Consider the following 18,985-nt stretch of genomic DNA (forward strand, 5'->3'; position numbering starts at 1 on the left):
TCAGGCCGGGGCTGGGGGGACTGAGGCCTTGCTGTTTTGGCGCCTGCCGTTCAGGCGATTCGCCAAAAGCTAAGAGCAGCATCGGACCCAACTGGTATCAAGAGCAGTAGTCTCAAATATTTGTCCGCCGAGCCCGGAACAATTCTCCGGCCCTGACGTTTGCGGCGCCAGCTACTGGAGAGTATTTGTGCCGTCCGCAGACTACTACCTGAAACAGGCCGAACTCGCGGCGCGGCTGGCGCTCGCGGAGTCCGATCCCGAAAAGGCACAAGCCCTGCACATCCTGGCCCTTCAGAATTATGACAAGGCCGACAAGGCTACAGCCGAAGAGACGCCATCGCCGCTCGACCCAACTGATCCGCCCAACATCATCGAGAGACAGTAATCCGATGGTTGGAGTGGGCGCCTACCCACACAGTGCGGCGCCAACGAGTGCGTTACTCACATGGGGAGACCGACATGCGCGAGCTTGCCGCGCAGGACGAAGCCAAGCGGCGCCAAGTTGAAGCCGATCTCTTCGATCTGGGGCGCGATCCGAGCGCGACGGAGAGGATTGCGGTCGAGACCTTGAGCGCGCAAGTCATCGTCCGCGCCCGGCGGATGCTGCGCGCAATCGCCAATGAAGCGGCTGAGATGGCCGAGCGCCTGGTGCTGAGGGGCTTGGGGAAGCTTGGCGTCCGTCAGGGAACGGCGAAGTCGACGTCCGGTCTATCCGCCGCGGAGCGGATCGCGGCCATCGGAGCAGCCCGCAAGGCCGCGGAGGTGACGTCATAAGCGCATCCCCCTCGCGCCGACTCCGAGCTCTTGCCGATGTGCTGATGGTGAGCGTCACGAGAGGATCACCGGTGCCCGGGCTTGACTTGCGCGGAATGCTCTGGATAGCGCGGTCGGGATGATTGACGCCGCCGGCGCGCGGTGATGGGGTGATCCCGGTTCGGAGCGGGCATCGGGGATCAGAATGACCAGCGAGTCGCAGCTGCGCGAGAAGCTTCGGAAGATCGAAGCGTTGTTCGTGGGTGCCGGAACTGCTGGTGAGCGCCTTGCGGCGGAAGCCGCGCTGCGGCGGGTGCGGGCCCGGGTCGAAGAACTCGCCCGCCACGATCCACCAATCGAACAGCAATTCTCACTTCCCGACCAGTGGTCTCGGCACCTTTTTCTGGCACTTTGCCGCCGATATGGGCTGCGGCCGTTTCGTTATCGCCGGCAGCGACGCAACACGGTGATGGTCCGTGCGTCACGGGGCTTCGTCGATCGAGTCCTGCTGCCGGAGTTCACCGAGCTGGAGGGTGCGCTGCAAGTGTATCTGCACGAGGTGACACTGCGCGTGATCCGCGAAGAGATCTACGACGACGCCAGCGATGCGCAGGAAGTTCCCGACGCCTTGCCGTCGAACTGATCAAGCGGCGAGCTTTGCCTCGGAACCGTCGCGCTCGGCTTTCCAATTCCACGGCAGCAGCGTGTTCAGCTGATTGATCTTGGTGCGTCCGGAGACGATGCGCTCGAGAACATCAGTGAGATAGTGCCGCGGGTCGATGCCGTGAAGCTTTGCCGAGTTGATGAGCGATGCGAGAGTGGCCCAGGTTTCGGCGCCGCCCTCACTGCCTGCGAACAGATAGTTTTTCTTTCCCAACCCGATCGGCTTGATGCTGCGTTCGACTGTATTGCTGTCGATCTCGATGCGCCCATCATTGATAAAGCGCGTCAGGCCTTCCCAATGGTTGAGGGTGTAGCGGATCGCCTTGCCAAGGCCGGATTTCTTCGAGACTTCCAGCAGTCGCGCCTCGAGCCAGGGCTTGAAGTCCTCGATCAGCGGTCTGGTGTCGGATTGTCGCGCCGCCGCTCGCTGCGTCGTCGCCGGCAAACCGCGAATGCGATCCTCAACGGCGTAGAACGTCGCGATCCGCTGCAGCGCTTCCGCGGCAATCGGCGATTTCGTCGCGACGTGGACGTCCCAGAACTTCCGCCGCGCATGCGCGAAGCAGAACGCTAGTTGTACCAGACGACCGCCGTTATTGATCAGCCCCTTGTAGGCGGCATAGCCGATGGAGTGGACGACATGCTGCGGCTAGATTGGAAACCCAAACAGCTAGCGCTGTCGCACGGCGGCGCTCGGCGGCCATGTCGCACGCTGGGAGAACGCGGCGTGCGGCCATGCCGAGATCTCGTACAACTCCTGCGGCAACCGGCATTGTCCAAAGTGCCAAGGCGCGGCGTCACGCCGATGGCTCGCCGACCGCGAAGCGGAGCCCTTGCCGGTGCCGTATTTTCACGTCGTCTACACGTTGCCGAGCGAGTTGCGCGACATCGCCTATCAAAACAAGCGTGTGGTCTATAACCTGCTGATGAAGGCGGCGGCTGAGGCGACGATCGCGATCGCACGCGATTCCAAGCGCCTCGGCGCGCGGATCGGTATCACCGCCGTGCTGCACACCTGGGGTTCGGCACTCACCCATCATCCACACGTGCATATGATCATCCACACGTGCATATGATCGTGCCGGGCGGAGGCCTGTCGCTCGATGGTGCGCGATGGCTCGCCGCGCGTTCCAACTTCCTGATGCATGTTAACGTGCTGGCGCGCCTGTTCCAGGGCAAGATGTTGGCGATGCTCATGCATGCCCACCACGCCGGCGAGTTGAAGTTCTTCAACACCCATGCCGCGCTCACCGACAAGCGAACGTTCAAGCGCTTCATCGCCCCGCTGCGGCACATCAAGTGGGTGGTATACTGCAAGCGGCCGTTCGCGGGGCCTCAGCAGGTGCTGCGCTATCTCTCCCGTTACACCCATCGGGTCGCCATCTCCAACCGCCGCCTCGTTGCAGCTGACGATGCCGGCATCGCGTTCCGCTGGAAGGATTATCGCGTCACCGGTCCGAACCGCTGGAAGACGATGCGGCTTCTGCCGCACGAGTTCATCAGACGCTTCCTGATGCACGTGCTCCCCAAGGGCTTCCACCGCATCCGCCACTACGGACTCTTTGCCTCCACCAACCGTGCCCAAAGCATCGCGACAGCCCGCGCACTCCTCAATGTCGCGCCGCCTGACGCCGACCCGCAAGAGCAGCCAGATGTTGCTTCGGGCACCCCGCGCGTGCTGCCCTACCCATGCCCGTGCTGTGGCGCGCGCATGATCGTCATCGAGACCTTCGCGCCCGGCTGCCAGCCAAGCTGGCGGCCGACACTGATCAGGATCGACACGTCATGAGCCAGACCGCCTGCAAGCGAAGCGGCTCCCGCTTCCGATACGCTGGCGCCACGCCGGCGGCGATCTCCCTCAGCCCAATCACATCTATCAGTGCACGGATCACACGTTGATGCGATCCGAACACCAGCCAAAATGCCTCCTGGACTCGCCCGACCTCGCGTATGTGCAGATATACAGCTGGCGTTGTCCTGGCGTCCCGTCCATCATCGACATCGGCGCCGGCATTAAATCTCCATAGCGCCCGCTGCCGAGCCGGTGCCCAACTTCCCGCGACTTCGTGCCTTGGCGCTTTTCGGCCACCGGTCAGTTGAGCCTGCGGAGCCTCCTTGTTGCCGGCGTCCGAAAACCTGCACAACTCCGGACTCATGCAGTGCAGCAAATACGTGCTATTCGACCACCTCGTTGGCTCTCGCGAGCATGGTGGGCGGAATTGCAAGCCCGAGTGCTTTTGCGTTGTGAGGTTCACTGCAAGCGTGAACAGCGTCGGTCGCTCGAACGGGAGATCGCGCATTTGCCCCATGCAAAATCTTGTCGAGGAGCGAGGCTTGACGCTCGCCAACTTCGGTCAGATCGGGACCATAGGAGAGGAGTCCTCCTTCGCGAACAATAAAATCGCCCTCATACATAAAAGGAATGCGGTGCGCTGCCGCGAACTGGATGACGCGCTTGCGACTTGATCCGGTAAGACTAGCCGCTTGGCCTCCGGGACCTCCATCCCGCCAAACTTGGCTTTCCATTTGTAGATGCTGGCATCGCTGACGCCGTGCTTCCGGCACAGATCGGCAACCGACACGCCAGCCTCGTGCTCCTTCAAAATCCCGATGATCTGCTCTTCCGTAAAGCGGCTGCGCTTCATGCTCTGGTCCTCATATGGGCCAGAGCGAACTTCAATCTGGATTAAGTCCAGGGGGCAAGGTCAAAAGGCTCGTCCTATTCTGAACGAACGAGATGTTTCTCTTCTCTCGCCTTCCCCGTTGCCTTCGCCGTGACGAAATGAATTCCGACCTGAGATCCATCGACCCAAATCAGTTCGCACCGCCGAAATGCCAGACCAGTGGAGGACAGAACGAGGAAAAATTCTTGTGCCTCTAGAGGATCGGTTGAGTCCTCGACCTCAAGTTTTGCACCGCTTTCAGATGCGTCGAGAAAGAATGCAGCGTCGCTGCCATGTTCCATCTGCTCCCATAATCCTAACGGTATGTTTGTGGTCAAACCGAACGCGGTTTGCCTTGCGATTGTTTCCAATCATCTGAAATTCCCAATGTTTCAATCAATTTTTCAAAATAGATGCATTCCTGCGCGCGGTTTCAATGCGCATATCGATCATCGCAGACTGAGCAAGTAGCGACTTTCTGATCTCTTCATCCAAATTGGTCTGCCCGATGATCAGCCGGATGCAATTATTCGCGAGTTCAAGAAGAAAAATGGCCTGGCGGGCGTCGTCCGTTGTTTGAATTTCGAGGAACGAGCGGCTTCGCGCCAACTGTCGGTCGCTTTGCCGGTGTTGCGCCTTGAGCGGGCGCAAGAGTGGGAATGAGCAATATAGCGAAGCAAAGCGCTGTCTTCACAACGTGGTTCCACCTCTTCAAAAAGGACGCGCGTCCGCAAAAATCAGCTTACCAACTTGTTGGCGCGCGCCAGATCCTCCAGTGCGTCGGATAAATCAAAATCGGCTCATTGGCCCAAGCATCGTGCCAAACCCCAATTTTCGACGGCATGGAAAACCCAATGGCATAATGCCAGTCTTATCAAATTCGCCAACTTCCAAATAGCAATCTTCCGGCGCGAGTTGGATCGGTAGCCACCGCAGAGCCCGAGACGACGTCCCTGAGATCCTAAAGGGCGCGTGCAATTAATGCCGCCACCCGGCTATGGAAGCTACCGATCCGTCTGAACGCATCCTGCCGCTCTGATCCCTCAGGAAGCCGTTGCGCGGCTTCCCATAAGCTTGCTAACAACCTCGTCATGTCTTTCAATTCATCGGCCTCGGGCATTCCAACTGTGCGTCGGCTCAACGTTGAGTCCTCGTTTGTACGAGCGGATAAATGTTGGTGTGTGAGGCCGCGGCGGGATTGCGCGGCGAGTAAGGGAAGAGAGTAAGTGCAAATGCCAGTATCGATGCAGTTGCCGCTCAAGCACTGGCGCAGCAAAAGGTGCTCTTCTCCACGCACGTTGCGTAGCACAATCTCTATCTTTTACTCATGTTGAATACAAGGATCAGCCGGCGTCTGCGGCATCCCTGTGTCATGCAGTTGTCATATTGGAGCCGGTGCGTTCTAGGACTATGCGATGAAAGTCGGTATCAAGAGCCTGACCCATTAGCCGTGGCTGAGGTTGTGTGCTGTGCATTGCACATTCGTCGCGAGAGCGGCGATGACGTAAATGTTCGTGACCGGCGGTCGCCTGCGCGGCGGTGGCGGTCGCATGCTCCAGCGCAGAGCGTCATCTCGGTCCCGGCGTCGCCCCGTAGCCGAACAACCTGATGTTCGGCTGCTGAGGATCATGAGGGCCGGGCTCCAGGCACTTCGAGCCTCGCCTCAGTCCTGAACCGGCGTCGATGTGATCCGCTGGCAGCGAAGGCACTTATAGACGCGCACGGCTCTCCTGCCTCCGATTGGAGGCAATTGTCCGAGCGGCATCATTTCGCGCTCGCATTAGGTTGCTGGGAATTGATATGGACTTGCATGCCAATTGGAGCGCTACTCGAACTGCGACAGCCGGACCACTTGGGAAAACTACGGATGGGGATGCGCCCCAGCGCCGCAGCACTTGTTCATGCGTTCCCCCGGCTTATGGGGGTGATTTTCGCACACCCAACCGCAGTCCTCGCAAACGTCATTTCATCGGGCAGGCCCACTGCATTTTCTTCTGCGTGAGGCGGACGCGCTGGTCAGACCAAGTTATTCGCGCCGCGCATCGGCCCTTAGGCCGTCGGGCGTAACCTCGTAATCCTCGCCCCGATGCCTGAGCCAGCCTGCCTTGACCATCGCGATTGCGGTCTCCTCGCTGCATAAACGGTGGTTGTCGCCGGGGGAATACAGCTTCCCATTGTAGGCGACCAGGCGGCCGTACAGGTGCGCCTGCCTCAACACTCTGCGCATTCCGGGCGAGGGCTTGACCATAGCGCCTATCAACTTTGGTTGCCCGTATTCGTTCCGGTGAATTCATCATAGCGCGTTGCCGGCAGAGAAGGGGAATTCCCGGAAATCGATGAAGTTGGGCACGGCGAGAGCGACAGCCCGCCACCGAGACGGAAATGCCAATCTACTGTCACGTGCCACAGCAGAAAGGCCGCCCGAAAGCGGCCTCTGAAAGTCTAAAAGCACTGATCTAATAGGTAGGTCATACATGAGTGCGTTGTTCGGTCGCGGCTACGAGATGGGTAGCCATGGTTATCCTGGATCAAGAGCCTGCGGGGACTGCAGGCAGCGGATCAGGAACCGCATTCGAAGCTGTGACCCGGGCCGGCGGTATCAGGGCGGCGATGTTTGCTGTCCTATCGCGTGTCATTTCACAGATCGGCGCGAGCTCGCTCCTGGCGGTCCAGGCTTGCGCCGAGAGACGCCCAGCGGGCGTACGCTTAGTATTGCGAGAGGCCTTGCCGATAACGCGCTTCCGCTTCAGCTTGGGCATGCAAATCGGCCGGTTATGGCGCAAAGCGGACGCGAGGGCACTATTCGGCGAGCGCAATTGGAAGCCGGTTGTGATTAACGTGGTGGGTTCTGTTCATACCCAGATTGCAGAGGACCTGCGCTGCCTCCGCGAAAGGGGATCGTAAACTGAAAGACGGCTCCGCGCGGTCTGTTTGCAGACACCCATATTCGACCGCCATGCGATTCAATGATTGACCGGCAAATCGAGAGTCCCATGCCGAGGCCACTCGGCTTGCTTGAGTGGAAGGGGGTGAAGACCATCTCGAAGCTCTCCGGATCGAGCCCGGGACCGGAATCCTCGACTGCGACCTTGATTGAATCTGTTTCGATCGCTTCAGTTCTGATGACCAACTGCCGCGGGCCGGTGTCAACGCCGCTCATTGCTTCGGTTGCGTTGAGAACCAAGTTGAGCATCACCTGCTGCAACTGGACTCGATCTCCTTCGATTGCTGGCAGGCCTCCCGCAAGCCTGGTGTGTAGCGACACGCCGTGCTTGATCGCTTCCGCCCCGGTCAGATCGCTGATTTCGCGGACAGCCTCGTTGAGGTCGAAACAATCCTTTCGTGGCGCCGATTTCTTGAAGAGAGCGCGGATCCCGCTGATAATGTTGGTCGCGCGGCGCGCATCGCTGCCAATCTGTTCGATCGTATGACGAGTTTCGTCGAGATTCGGCGGCGTTTTGGCAAGCCAGCGCTGCGCCGCAGCGGCATTAGTGGCTACTGCTGCGATCGGTTGGCTTATTTCGTGTGCGATCGAGGCCGCGAGTTGCCCCATCGTGGCGACGCGGTTTGCGTGGGCGAACTCGTTCTGCAACTCGCGAAGGGCACGTTCGGCGCGCTTGCGTTCGCTCAAGTCGAGCACGAAAGCAACTCCTTCGTCGGCGCCGTCCTCGAAGCTCGCCGCGCCGATTAGTACGGGCACACGGCTGCCATCTTTGCGAAGATACTCCCGCTCGAATGGCTGTGTCGCACCGGTCGTTTTTACCGCTTCCAATGCCTGCGCAGCCCGGTCGCGCCATTCGGGCGGAATCAGGTCGGTCCAGCGTACGCGGCCGGAGTCGAAATCGTCACGCTCGAACTGCAACATGCGGAGAAAGGTGTCATTGGCCTCAATGATCCGACCTTCGAAGTCAAAGATGACAATACCGATGATATTAGCGTCGACAAGACGGCGGATCCTGCGTTCGCGTTCTGCCAATTCGCGGTACAGATGGCTATTTTCGAGCGAGATTGCCGCCTGGGACGCAAGCAGCTTGAGCAGCGATTCCCGCGCAGGCGAGAATGCGCCTTTGGCCAGGGTATTTTCGAGATACAAAACACCGATCAACCTTGTTTGTCGCAGCAAGGGTAGGCAGAACGCCGAACGGCACCGCTTCGTCCTGATGTAGTCATCGGATAAAAATTCATTGTGAGCAAAAGCGTCACTAAGGACCACGCTCTCGCGCGTCCGCAGCACATACTGCAGCATCGTCAATGGAAGCTGCGATCCCATGGCGGGCTTCGTGGCCAGACAAACTTCGATGCCGTCGCGGCGAGTGGTGGCTTCCGCTTCGATCTGGACGTTGTCACCGGTGGGGAGGATCAGGATCCCCCTGTCCGCACCCGCATGCTCGACGGCGATCGTCATGAGCTTCTGGATCAATTTCTCAAAGACGATTTCGCTCGAGAGGGCTTGCGACAGTTTGATGACGGTGGCGAGATCCAAGTATTCCAGCGGCGCGCCGATCGCGCCACCCCCGGCGGGCAGCGCACCTGCTTCCCGAAGAAGCGGATATTCCTCGTCGAGCTGCTTGACCTTGCCGAGAGCACCCCAGCGGACATAGCAGTACCGCGCATTTCGGAAATAGGTCTGGGCAATCGTTTCGAAGCCGCGCCCCGAGTAGAATCGTCCAGCCAGCTCGTTGCAGAGGGCTTCGTCCTGAGTGAAGCTGCTCTTGCGCGCAAGCCGGATGGCTTCCTCGTAGAGCCGCTCGGCATCCAGCTCCCGTTGCTCGACGCGAGCAACTTCGGCAGCGACAAGGGCGTGCAGCTCGCCAAAGATCGCCGCGCAATTGTCAGCCCATTCCCCCAATCGGCTAAGATGGGCCCTGAGCGCGGCCAGCCGCCTATCGCGGTGCGCGGTCCCGACCGGTCCGCAAATGGCCGCAGTCGCAAGCGCGTCATAGAAGCATAGCTTGGCGGCGTGAATCTGGGCGTCCGAAGACCACAACAGCGCTCGCGCCTTGTCGGCCGCCGCGACCGCCGCCTCGAAGTCCCCGGAGATGAAACGGGCCTGCAGCTTCAGCACCCAGTACCAGCAGACCATCGTTGCCATACGGTCGGGGGTCAACTGTGCCTCGAATGCCGTCTCCTCGAATTCCGCGTCGTTGTAGCTCGAAAAATTGGTGGTCAGACCTCGCATATTCTGAATGAGCCGCTGCTGGCCGACGATGATGTCAGCCGCATCGCGAAAATTGACTCTGCGCGCAAAGGCAAGCGCCGCCTCTGCTTCTTTCCAGACCTCATCGAGGTGATCCCCGCGCGCGAGAAGAGCCTCGATCCTATAATTGAGACTGTAGCAGGCAAAAGTATAGTCACCCGTGTCGAGTGCTGCCTGAAAGGCCACACCGGTGAAATCGACTGCCGACGTGATGTCCCGGCTCCAGAACCCGAGCAGGCTCCTGGCGAGGTTGACCTTGGCCCTATGCGCCACAAACGCGTGCTTCTCGGCGAGGCGCACGGCAAGCTCGCCGAAACGATACCCATCCCCATAGCGATGGAATACGGGGCCAAGAAGAACGCCGAACCATGCGAAGCCAAAGGTCGAGGCCGACGTGGCGCCGAATTTCAGGCTCAGATTGACCAGATAGCAAGTATTGAGCCGCATCAAATTCACGTCGGTGACGTGTGCTGGCGCTGAAAGGTCGGAGAGCACGGCCATTGCCGCGAGCATGTCCAGATTGCTCATGAGTGGGAGATCGATCAAACTCTCGATGGTTCGCTGGCCCAGATTGTGCCAGACCTCCTCATACGCGCTCTTGACCTGCTCGTCGCTCGGATGGGCCGGCATTTCGATCCCGAACAGAGAAAGACATACGAGAGCACTCTCGACGGCGCGCTGGTACTCCGAGGTCATCACATGGATAACGATCTTAAGACGATAAACGGCTGCTTGGTCGACTTTCGAAGCCGCGCGTTCGAGCAGCTCTGGGATGAGCCGCCGGGCTATGTCTGGATTGCCGCTCAGGAACTCGCACTCGGCCCGTTCGAGATGAAGCCCGAACACGAGCTCGTAATCGGCTTGCCAGAGGTCGGGCGCCAACAAAGCCATTCCCGCCTTCAGGTACACGCAGGCCGAAGCATAGGCGTTCGATGATTTGGCGCGGCGTGCGGCGCGCAAGTTGAGCGCGGCAACGGCCAATCGTTCAGAGCGGTCGAAGAGAGTTCCGCCGTCGCCGAACGTTGCGGTACTGCGCTGTGTCTGGTCGTCGGCGACGGCCACGATGCCATGATTGAGTTGATTGACTATCTCGAACAGTTGCGCGGCGATCTCATCATGCGTCAGGTGGGCGAGAAGCGTCCGTCCGATCCGAACGTGGGTCGCCGTCCGTTGCTTCTCGTCGATCAACTTGTAGGCGGCCTCCTGAATCCGGTCGTGCAGGAACTTGTATGAACCGTCCATAGGCAACAAGAGATCGGCCCGGGTTGCATCGAGCAGGGCGTCTTCAAGCCTCTCGCGTGGGCCGAAATAGGCGATCTCCAGGGTTCTCCTCTGGGCAAGGCTTCCCATGCATGCAAGCAGTGTCAGCAGTCTCTGCGTGTTGACCGGGAGACGCTTCATCTTGGCAATCATCAGGTCGACGACATTGTCGGTGTGGGGCCTGGCACGGATACGATCGAGGCTCCACTGCCAGGTTGTTCCGCGCCCGTGATGCTGGATGAGCTCTTCGTCGGCGAGGCCGGTCAGAAACTGAATGGCGAAGAATGGATTGCCGAGCGTTCTGTTGTATGTGAGTTGCGCAAGCGCTGCGGCCTCGACGGGTTCGCAGCGCAGTGCATCCGCCACCAATCTCTGCAGGGTCTCGAGGCTGAGAGGACCAAGGGAAATCTCGATGATGGCTGCGCCGGCGCTGCGGATCGCATCGAGCTTGGCCATCAGCGGATGGGCGTCGTCGACTTCATTGCTGCGGTAGGAGCCGATCAGCAGCAGATTGCGCAACTCGCTCTGCGTCAGAAGATCCCCGAGCAACTCCAGAGTTGCCGTGTCGGCCCACTGCAGATCCTCGAAAAACAGAGCGAGCGGATGCTCGGGCCGCGCGAATACGCCGATAAAGCGCCGAAGCACGACCTCGAACCGCTGCCGGGCCTCCTTCGGCGGAAGTTCGGGAAGCGGTGGCTGCTCTCCGATGATGAGCTTCAGATCAGGGACGAGGTCCACCATCATCTGCCCGTTCATGCCCAAGGCGTTGCCAAATGCGTCGCGCCAGGTGCGCAGTTCGCCTTCCGTTCGTGCAAGCAGTGAACGGATCAGGTTCTGGAATGCCTGCGCGAAGGTCAAATATGGGATATCGCGCTTGAACTGGTCGAACTTGCCGGTAGCGAACAGTCCGCGCGGGGGCGTCACCACCTTCTGCAGCTCATTCACGACAGCGGACTTGCCGACCCCCGAATAGCCCGACACGAGCGCCAGCTCGGCCCGCCCTCCCTTGGCGACGCGATCAAAGGCGGTAATGAGGGCGGAGACCTCCTGTTCGCGACCATATAGCTTCTCGGGGACAGTCAGCCGATCCGGCATGTCCTGCTCGCCGAGCTGGAAGTCGGCGATACAGGCATGTGCGCGCCATTCGACGAGACAATGTTCGAGGTCACTCCCGGCACCGGCTGCGGTCTGGTAGCGCTCCTCGGCGTTCTTAGCCAGAAGCTTCATGACGATTGCCGAGACCGGGGTCGGGATACTTTTGAGCCGCTCGCTCGGGGGCTCCGGCTCCTTGGCGATATGACAATGGATCCATTCAATGGGATCGCCGGCCGAAAACGGCAGGGTGCCGGTTAACATTCGATAGAACGTGACGCCCAGCGCATACAAATCGGTTCGCGAATCGATCGAGCGATTCATTCGACCGGTCTGTTCGGGCGCCATATACGCCAAAGTCCCGGATATGATTTCGGGAGGGCCCGGCGACTGGCGCTCCCGAAGCAGGCGGGAGGCCATGCCGAATCCGGAGAGGCGTATGTTTCCCGCCGCCTCGTTCACGAGGATGTTGCGGGGGTTGACGTCCCTATGAACGAGGCTCCGTTGGTGCATTTTGGCGAGGGTGGCGGTTATGCCGACGGCAAGCGCAAGGAATCTTTCGATTTCCATCGGCACGCCGAGAAGCTGTTCGAGCGGACAGCCTCCGGGATCCTCGAGCGTGAGCATCACGCGGCCTTGCTCGCGCACGAACGCGAGCGGACGCACGGCCCACACGCCGCTCAGCTCATCCTTTAACGCATATTCGTGGGCGAGCCGTTCGAGAACGAGCGGCCTCGGGTGCTCCGAGCGCGGAAGCACGGCCAGCACAGACGGCGCGTCAGCGCACTGCCGGTCCCGTCTGTAGAACACAAGTTCGTCGTCCTGCCAAGCAACGTGGAAGTCGGCATTCGTCTCAATGCCGAACAGGGATGATATCTGCTCCACGGAATCTGGCCCGATCCAGTCGACGTTGCACCAGATTGCAGTTGACCACCGCATCTCACTTTAAGACAAGGTTCGGCAGTTCCGCAATCTGTTTCGGGCCGCATCAAGCTCCCGCTTGCCGCCGATACAACTGCAGATCAGGAGGCGGCTCTGCGACGTTACGTTTGATGCCGAGCGGAAAAGGGCAGGTATTCAGAGCCGGGACCCCATGGTAAGACTCCTTGCCTCGCTCTGAGCCGATCGGAACCCGCAATGGAAGCCGATATCAAGCTCGCCTTCGACATCCTGGCCTTCACCTCCGTGATGGTTCTCATCGTGCTTGGGCTCGGAGTGATCGCCAGCATGATGGGTGTCTTCAACTTCGCCCATGGCGAGTTCGTCCTCCTCGGCGCTTACACGTTGTATGTTTTTCACGAGCGCACGTGGCCCTTGTGGCTGGGAATCGTGGCAGCGCCGTTCGTGCTCGGGCTCGTTGGCTTTGGGGTCGAACGCGCGGTGATCCGCCGATTTTATGCCAATCCGATTATGGCGATGCTGGCAACTTTCGCGATCGGACTCGTCGTACGAGAGATCATTCGCGGACTCCTCGGTGGTCACTACAAAGCGATACCTGAACCTGTCGCCGGCGTTGTCTCTCTCGCCGGCCTCGACTTCTCGGTGTGGCGCACGGTCATAATTTGCATTACGCTCATCGTGATGCTGGCGAGCTGGTTTTTCCTGGCCCGCACCGCGATCGGCTTGCGGATACGCGGCGCGCTCGAAAATCCGATGCTGGCGCGCGCCTGCGGCATCTCGACGGCACGACTCTATGCCTTCACCTTCGCATTCGGGTCGGCGCTGGCGGGCCTTGCCGGCGCATTGATCGTGCCCCTTTACGGGCTCTCCGCCGATGTCGGCATTCGCTTTCTGGTGCAGGCTTTCTTGTCGGTCATGTTGGGCGGCGTTGGCAGCTTCGAAGGACCGGTCCTCGGCGCCACGGTGATCGGCGGAATGGCGGCCGGACTGCCCTGGCTAGTATTTCCTGTCCTTGCTGATCCGCTCGTTTTCATCATCGCGCTCGCCATTGTGAAGTTCAGGCCGCATGGCCTGATCGCCAAGGGGAGGTTCTAGTCATGTCCCAGAACTTTTTGCGCATGCAACAACCGCAGGGAATCGATCGTCGCCAGCTGCTTCGCGGAGGCGCAGCGCTGACGGCAGCCGGCTGGTTGGGCGGGATTGCCAGCGGCTTCCTGCTTCGTCCCAGATGGGCGCATGCCGAAGGCCCGATCAAGATGGGCATTGCGACCGACATCACCGGGCCGATTGCGCCGGGTGGCAACGCCAACTGGCAGGTGGCGCAATATGCAGTCGAGCAGATCAACCAGGGCGGCGGGATTCTCGGCCGTCCCGTCGAGCTCTATCTTGAGGATACCGCCTCGGATCCTAAAATAGCCGTCGGAAACGTCCGCAAACTCATTCAAGAGCGCAAAGTCGATGTCGTGCTAGGCGGCATCACCAGCGCAATGCGCCAGGCGATCAAGGACCCGATCGTCAACCGCGGTCGCACCCTCTACATCTATCCGCAGCTCTATGAAGGACAGGAATGTACAAAGTACCTGTTCTGCACCGGCCCAACGCCGGCGCAGCAATGCGACGAGCTGATTCCCCATCTGATCAAGACAGTCGGGAAGAAGCGGTTCGCCATGCCGTCGGCCAACTATGTGTGGCCGCAGCTCCTCAACAAATATGCCCGCAAGGTCATCGAGGCGAATGGCGGAGAGGTGGTGTTCGAGGAATATTACCCGCTCGATCAGCTGGAATATTCGGCAACGATCGGGAAGGTTCGCGACGGCAAAGTCGACTGTGTCTTCAATACCATCATACCACCCGGGCTGCAGCCCTTCTTCAAACAGCTTTATGAGTCCGGGTTCCAGAAGAGCGGCGGAGTCCTGAGCTGCGTCTACTTCGATGAGAACCTGCTCAACTACGTGGCGGCTGAGGAAATGGAAGGTCTCTATACCTGTCTCGACTATTTCCAGGCGATTGATGATCCCTTTAGCAGGGAACTGCAGGCCGGGTACGCGAAGAAGTTTCCTAACACGACCTTCCCGTTCACTGCCGGCAGCGCCGCCACCGGCATGTATCGCGGCGTGAAGTTCTACGAGGCCGCCGTGAAGGCCACCGGCGGTAAGCTCGCGCGGGAGGAGGTGGCCGCCGCGATGGATACAAGCAGGCTCGAAAACGGGCCGGGCGGGCCGGCCGAGATGGTGCCGGGCAAGTTGCATTGCAAGATGAACATGTATGTCGCCGTCTGCCGGCTCGAAGGCGGCAAGACCAAGTACGAGGTGATCAGCAAGGCGGCCATGGTTGACCCGAAGGAATGCTAGGCGTGCAGCGGCCAGTTTCCGCACAATCCGGTGTCGCACGCGGTGAACGATCCAAACGGGGCAGTCCGCGCCGGCCATTGCGCACGCTGCCGCTGGTCGAGCTCGTAATGCTGGTCGTGATGGTGGCCGCACCGATTGCGCTCGGCGGGCGGCCCGAGTTGATCACGCTGATCACCAACATCGTCATCCTTTCTCTGCTGGCGATCAGCTTCGATCTATGCTGGGGCTTTTCGGGCATCATGACCTTCGGGCAGGCGCTGTTCTTCGGCGTCCCCGGCTACGTGATCGCGCTCATCGGTCGCGATCTGGGCCTCAGCCAGATCTGGCTCACGCTGCCGCTGGCGATGCTGACCGGACTGTTGCTCGCTTTGGTCGTCGCACTGTTCCTGCTCTCGGGGCGTCGCCCGAGCGCCATTTTCGTGGCGCTCGGTACGCTCACGGGCTCCTATGCGGCCGAGCGTCTCGTCTCGGGATGGCGATATGTCGGTGCCGGCAACGGGCTTTCCGCTGTGAAGCTCCTGCAGATGGGATCCTACGAGTTCGTGGAGGGTATCGAATTCTATACGCTGGCGTGCATCGTCCTGCTCGCGGTCTATCTCTCCGCCCGCGGGCTGGTACACTCGCAATTCGGCTTGGTCCTCGCCGGCATTCGCCAGAACGACGAGCGACTCGCATTCCTCGGCTATCGCGTCCAGCTCTTCAAGGTGCTGGTGTTCTCCCTCGCTGGCATGATCTCCGGCATCGCCGGTGCGCTCTACAGCTATCACCAGGGCTTCATCGGTCCCGGCAATATGGGGCCCGGCCTTTCGACCCAGGCCGTGATCTATTGCCTGCTCGGGGGCTCCGGCACCTTGATCGGAGCGGTGATCGGCACTGCCGTGATCGAGGTCCTGACCTATGTGCTCGCCGACATCGAAAGCATCAGGCAGTTCTGGCCGGTCATTCTCGGTCTCGTTCTGCTTGGCATCATTCTATTCCAGCCGAGCGGCATTCTCGGCCTGGCAGTCAGTGCGCGTGAACGGATCGGCTCTTACGGCTTACGGCGCAAAGGCGCGTAACGGCAGGATGAAGCCTCATGGCATTGTTGGAGGTCGCGGCGCTCAAGAAGATGTTCGGTCAGCTCCGCGCGCTCGACGGGGTCGATCTCACCGTACGCGCTGGTACCTTCCACGGTCTTATCGGGCCCAACGGCTCGGGCAAGAGCACACTGCTGAAGGCGATTGCAGGCGCACATCCCGCGACCAGCGGCAGCATCCGTTTCGATGGCAAGGATATAACCACGCTGCCGCCGTTTGCGCGGGTGCGCGCGGGCTTGAGTCTCAAGTTCCAGATCACCTCGGTGCTGCCTGAACTCTCGGTCTACGACAATGTGCTGCTTGCGCTGCAATCCGCGGAAGGCTTGCTGTCGCTGCTGGGCTCGGGCACCCGCCGCATCCTCAAAGGCAAAGTGATCGAGGCGCTCGACCGCTTCAAACTTGCCGCTCGCGCCGACGATCTTGCGGGCGAGCTGAGCCACGGCCAGCAGCAATGGCTCGAGATTGCGCTGGCGCTGGCGTGCCGGCCGAAGCTGCTGCTGCTCGACGAGCCGACAGGAGGCATGAGTCCGGAAGAACGTCGCGTAACGGGCGAGTTGTTGCGTCCGATCAGATCGGACTGCACACTGGTCATCGTCGAGCACGACATCGACTTCATCAAGAACCTGTGCGACCGTCTGACGGTGCTCGATCAAGGCAGAGTACTGGACGAGGGCAGCATCGAAGAGATCGAGAATTCGACCAAGGTCCAGGAGGTCTATACTAGCCGTGTCTGATGGACCCTACCTCCTCGACGTGAGAGACCTCAACGCCGGCTACGGCCACAGCCAGGTTCTCTTTGACCTGACCATATTGGCGCCAGCGCGCGGGGCAGTGGCCGTCCTCGGCCGCAACGGGGCCGGCAAGAGCACTTTGCTCAAGACCATCGCCGGCGAGATCAATCCGATCAGCGGTGTCATCCGGTTCGACCAGCAGCACACCGCGAAAGAGCCGAGCGAGTGCCGCGTCCGTCGTGGTCTGGGCTACGTGCCGCAGGAGAACGCCGTTTTCGACCGCATGACCGTGCGGGAAAACCTGCTGCTCGGTGCCATCAACCAGAAGGACAAGTCGGGGCTCGACCGGGTTCTTGCGATCTTTCCCAAGCTTGGCCAACGCCTCGGCCAGATGGCCGCCACTCTGTCCGGCGGCGAGCGGAAAATGCTCGCGATCGGGCGCGCGCTGGTCGGACGTCCGAAGCTCCTCATGCTGGACGAGCCGACCGAGGGCGTCTGGATCGGCCTGATCGACGAGATTGCCGATCAGCTCACAGCGCTCGCAAAATCCATCAGCATCATTCTGGTGGAGCAGCATATCGAGCTTGCCCTGCATGTCGCCGAGTATGCCTATGTCATGGATCGCGGCGCAATCGCGCTGGAGGGGCCATCCGCGCAGGTCCGAGGCGACGACAACCTGCTTCGCTATCTCTCGCCGTGAAGAGAGGCGGCTTTGCCGCCATCGCTTCGAAAAACAAAGAGGAGGATACAATGGCGGTTCAAGTCCCGACCCCCGATCAACTCCGAGCCGTTGCCGATGACATGGGCTTGTCGCTGACGAGCGAGGACATCATTTCCTTCATCAATCTGATGCGCCCCAGTGTCGCCGCCTACAATGTCGTCGATGCGATGCCGGATAATTTGCCGAAGGTTAGATATCCGCGTACCCCGGGCTATCGTCCACCGGCGGAGGAGAACAGGCATAACGCCTGGTACATCAAGACCGAGGTCCAGGGCGCGTCGAGCGGAAAACTGCGCGGCAAGACGGTTGTGCTGAAGGACAACATCATGCTCGCCGGCGTGCCGATGATGAACGGGGCCTCGACGCTCGAAGGCTATACTCCCGACATTGACGCCACGGTCGTGCAGCGGATCCTCGATGCCGGCGGGACCATCGTCGGAAAGGCGCATTGCGAGTCCTTTTGCCTATCGGGCGGCAGCCACACCTGTGCGGCTGGGCCGGTGCATAATCCTCACAAGATGGGCTACTCCGCCGGCGGCTCGTCCTCGGGCAGTGCGGTCCTTGTCGCGCTCGGCGAGGTCGACATGGCGCTCGGGGGCGATCAGGGCGGATCGATCCGCATGCCCTCATCGTTCTGCGGAACCTACGGTATGAAGCCGACGCACGGTCTCGTGCCCTATACGGGAATCATGCCGATCGAGATCTATGTGGACCACACTGGCCCAATCACTGCCACCGTCGCCGACAACGCGCTGCTTCTCGAGGTGCTCGCCGGTCCCGACGGCTATGACCCGCGGCAGTACGACGTGGAGGTTCACCCCTACACCAGGGCTGCGGAAGGCGGCGTCAAGGGCATGAAGATTGCGGTGGTGAGGGAAGGATTTGCACAGCCGAACGCGGAGGAGGCGGTCAGTGCAAAAGTTCGCGCTGCGATCCGTCGCCTTGAAGACCAAGGTGCCGAAGTCAGCGAGGTCTCCATCCCCATGCATCTCATGGCAGGCGCGATCTGGATGCCGATTGGCGTCGAAGGTCTCACCCAAACCATGATGTGGGGCGATGGCTACGGCGTGAGCCGGCCCGATCTCTATGTGACGAGCCTAATGGATTTTCACCGCGGTTGGCGTGCGCGTGCTAACGAACTCTCTGAAACCACCAAGCTTTTCACCATGTTTGGCACCTATATCCGCAGATATTACGGTAGCCGCTACTATGGCAAGGCGATGAATATCTGCCGTCGGCTGACCGCAGCCTATGATGCCGCGCTCGCCGAATGTGACCTGCTTGCAATGCCGACGACGCCCATCAAGGCGACGGAGTTGCCCCCGCCCGATGCGAGCCGCGAAGTCTGTGTTGATCGGGCGCTCAACATGATCGCCAACACCGCGCCTTTCGACATCAGTCACCACCCCGCAATGGCCATCCCCTGCGGCATGGTGGACGGCTTGCCTGTTTCGCTCATGCTGGTCGGTCGCCATTTCGACGAGCCATCGATCTATCGGGCCGCTTTTGCATTCGAGCGGCTGGGAGACTGGAAGGCCACGTAGACAGGTTGCTAGTCGGGGCAGTGCCGCTCGGGGC

General features: G+C 60.5%; 13 protein-coding genes and 3 pseudogenes. 10 read left to right on the top strand and 6 right to left on the bottom strand.

Features of this window, described 5'->3' with window-relative positions:
- The first annotated feature begins 187 nt into the window (after positions 1 to 187).
- From QA640_RS45415 to QA640_RS45425, 3 genes are all read left to right on the top strand, one after another.
- Positions 188 to 385 carry a hypothetical protein gene (locus tag QA640_RS45415; RefSeq protein ID WP_283043776.1) on the top strand — a complete coding sequence of 66 codons (198 nt, stop codon included), beginning with the start codon at positions 188 to 190 and terminating at the stop codon, positions 383 to 385.
- A 74-nt stretch (positions 386 to 459) separates the two neighbouring features.
- Complete coding sequence (locus QA640_RS45420) at positions 460 to 774, top strand: hypothetical protein (RefSeq protein WP_283043777.1); 315 nt, start codon at positions 460 to 462, stop codon at positions 772 to 774.
- A gap of 184 nt (positions 775 to 958) precedes the next feature.
- Positions 959 to 1,396 carry a hypothetical protein gene (locus QA640_RS45425; protein WP_283043778.1) on the top strand — a complete coding sequence of 146 codons (438 nt, stop codon included), beginning with the start codon at positions 959 to 961 and terminating at the stop codon, positions 1,394 to 1,396.
- Here QA640_RS45425 and QA640_RS45430 read toward each other — a convergent pair whose 3' ends face one another.
- Positions 1,397 to 2,044 (bottom strand): IS66 family transposase, encoded by a 648-nt coding sequence (locus QA640_RS45430; RefSeq protein ID WP_349253788.1) that lies wholly within the window; start codon positions 2,042 to 2,044, stop codon positions 1,397 to 1,399.
- A 46-nt stretch (positions 2,045 to 2,090) separates the two neighbouring features.
- On the opposite strand from QA640_RS45430, the pseudogene QA640_RS45435 reads away from it, so the two are divergent.
- A pseudogene (locus tag QA640_RS45435) lies at positions 2,091 to 3,205 on the top strand (IS91 family transposase); the annotation flags it as partial.
- 688 nt (positions 3,206 to 3,893) lie between these two features.
- Here QA640_RS45435 and QA640_RS45440 read toward each other — a convergent pair.
- From QA640_RS45440 to QA640_RS45460, 5 genes and pseudogenes are all read right to left on the bottom strand, one after another.
- Positions 3,894 to 4,061 (bottom strand): annotated as a pseudogene (locus QA640_RS45440) (transposase); the annotation flags it as partial.
- Positions 4,062 to 4,135: 74 nt separating this feature from the next.
- A pseudogene (locus QA640_RS45445) lies at positions 4,136 to 4,454 on the bottom strand (PilZ domain-containing protein).
- Between the two features lie 21 nt (positions 4,455 to 4,475).
- A complete protein-coding gene (locus QA640_RS45450) occupies positions 4,476 to 4,730 on the bottom strand; it encodes a hypothetical protein (protein WP_283043779.1) in 255 nt (84 codons plus the stop codon).
- 1,375 nt (positions 4,731 to 6,105) lie between these two features.
- Positions 6,106 to 6,327: a hypothetical protein gene (locus QA640_RS45455; RefSeq protein WP_283043780.1), complete on the bottom strand. Its 222-nt coding sequence runs from the start codon at positions 6,325 to 6,327 to the stop codon at positions 6,106 to 6,108.
- 585 nt (positions 6,328 to 6,912) lie between these two features.
- On the bottom strand, positions 6,913 to 12,513 hold the full coding sequence (locus QA640_RS45460) for an ATP-binding sensor histidine kinase (RefSeq protein ID WP_283043781.1): 5,601 nt from the start codon (positions 12,511 to 12,513) through the stop codon (positions 6,913 to 6,915).
- A gap of 252 nt (positions 12,514 to 12,765) precedes the next feature.
- Between QA640_RS45460 and QA640_RS45465 the strand changes: the two genes are divergently transcribed.
- Genes QA640_RS45465 through QA640_RS45490 form a run of 6 tightly spaced genes read left to right on the top strand, consistent with a single transcriptional unit; the run spans position 12,766 to position 18,951 of the window.
- The gene (locus QA640_RS45465) at positions 12,766 to 13,623 is read left to right on the top strand and encodes a branched-chain amino acid ABC transporter permease (protein WP_283043782.1); all 858 of its coding nucleotides are present in this window, start codon (positions 12,766 to 12,768) and stop codon (positions 13,621 to 13,623) included.
- Positions 13,624 to 13,625: 2 nt separating this feature from the next.
- Positions 13,626 to 14,879 carry an ABC transporter substrate-binding protein gene (locus QA640_RS45470; RefSeq protein ID WP_283043783.1) on the top strand — a complete coding sequence of 418 codons (1,254 nt, stop codon included), beginning with the start codon at positions 13,626 to 13,628 and terminating at the stop codon, positions 14,877 to 14,879.
- 2 nt (positions 14,880 to 14,881) lie between these two features.
- Positions 14,882 to 15,937, top strand: a complete 1,056-nt coding sequence (locus tag QA640_RS45475) for a branched-chain amino acid ABC transporter permease (protein ID WP_283043784.1) — start codon at positions 14,882 to 14,884, stop codon at positions 15,935 to 15,937.
- A 17-nt stretch (positions 15,938 to 15,954) separates the two neighbouring features.
- Positions 15,955 to 16,689 carry an ABC transporter ATP-binding protein gene (locus QA640_RS45480; RefSeq protein WP_283043785.1) on the top strand — a complete coding sequence of 245 codons (735 nt, stop codon included), beginning with the start codon at positions 15,955 to 15,957 and terminating at the stop codon, positions 16,687 to 16,689.
- Positions 16,682 to 17,386: an ABC transporter ATP-binding protein gene (locus QA640_RS45485; protein ID WP_283043786.1), complete on the top strand. Its 705-nt coding sequence runs from the start codon at positions 16,682 to 16,684 to the stop codon at positions 17,384 to 17,386. The genes QA640_RS45480 and QA640_RS45485 overlap by 8 nt, the downstream gene beginning before the upstream one ends.
- Before the next feature lie 50 nt (positions 17,387 to 17,436).
- Positions 17,437 to 18,951 (top strand): amidase, encoded by a 1,515-nt coding sequence (locus QA640_RS45490; protein WP_283043787.1) that lies wholly within the window; start codon positions 17,437 to 17,439, stop codon positions 18,949 to 18,951.
- Positions 18,952 to 18,985 lie beyond the last annotated feature (34 nt).

Source organism: Bradyrhizobium sp. CB82, from assembly GCF_029714405.1.
Classification (GTDB): Bacteria; Pseudomonadota; Alphaproteobacteria; order Rhizobiales; family Xanthobacteraceae; genus Bradyrhizobium.